Source organism: Methanosphaera cuniculi (genome assembly GCF_003149675.1).
Taxonomy (GTDB): domain Archaea; phylum Methanobacteriota; class Methanobacteria; order Methanobacteriales; family Methanobacteriaceae; genus Methanosphaera; species Methanosphaera cuniculi.
Map to the genome: position 1 here is coordinate 1 of NZ_LWMS01000037.1, position 1,009 is coordinate 1,009.

Below are 1,009 nucleotides of genomic sequence, written 5' to 3' on the forward strand. Positions count from 1 at the left end.
AAAATGTTATAATATAAATCTACGTAATCCACTAAAAATATCAATATACAACAATACTCTTTCATTTGATGATGCAGTATACTTCTTCACAAAAATAATATCATGGAAATATACACATAATGGAGCATTACTTGAAAGTGAAGTAGTAACAGCACTATATAATTATGACTACTCAAGCGAAGAAAATGCACCAATAACAACAACCACAGAACCTTTCACAATAAAATGCAACATACACTAAAAACAACAATGAAACATATAAATTAACATTAACACCATCAGAAACATGTACAATATACTATACAAGAAATGGAACAACACCAACCACAAAAGATAAAATATATACATCCCCACTAACAATATACAACTCAACATGGATACAATACTATGGAGTAAATAAAAACAATCAAAAAACACCAATACTATCATTTGGAATATATAGACCTGCAACAGCCTACATAACAAATAAACCACAACAAAAAAATCAATACGAAAGAATAGTAAACATTGCATCATCACATGAAAGTACAATATATTATACAATAAATGGAACAAAACCAACAACAGAAAGTACAAAGTATACAAAACCAATAACAATCAACAACTACACAATACTACAATATTTCTCAATAACACAAGAAGGAAAGAAAAGCTCCACATACTACTATAAAATACAAGATCCAACACCATATACAACAATAATAAACAAAACAGAAGTACGAGACAATCATCAAATAGTAATAGTAATAGCAAACAAACCAGGAACAATATATTATACAAGAAATGGAACAATACCAACAACACAAAGCAAAAAATATACGCCAGGAACAGAAATGAATCTAAGTATAAAAACAGAACTAAGAACAATACTAGAAGATGAAAAAGGACAACAATCAACAGTAAACTTCTATAAAGCACCACAAATAATGACACCACCAATAACAATAATTAAACCAAAAACTATGTTAGTAAATGATAAACAAACAATACAGTTTACTACAAATATGGC

The 1,009-nt window shown here is 28.2% G+C and carries 2 protein-coding genes and 1 pseudogene; all 3 read left to right on the forward strand.

Annotated elements, in window-relative coordinates:
• The coding region (locus MSCUN_RS08330) for a hypothetical protein (protein ID WP_170104068.1) at positions 1-241 on the forward strand (241 nt) is incomplete at its 5' end.
• Between the two features lie 22 nt (positions 242-263).
• Positions 264-650: pseudogene (locus MSCUN_RS08480) on the forward strand (chitobiase/beta-hexosaminidase C-terminal domain-containing protein); the annotation flags it as partial.
• 90 nt (positions 651-740) lie between these two features.
• Positions 741-1,009: chitobiase/beta-hexosaminidase C-terminal domain-containing protein (locus MSCUN_RS08485; RefSeq protein WP_394851316.1), on the forward strand; the 269-nt coding region annotated here is incomplete at its 3' end.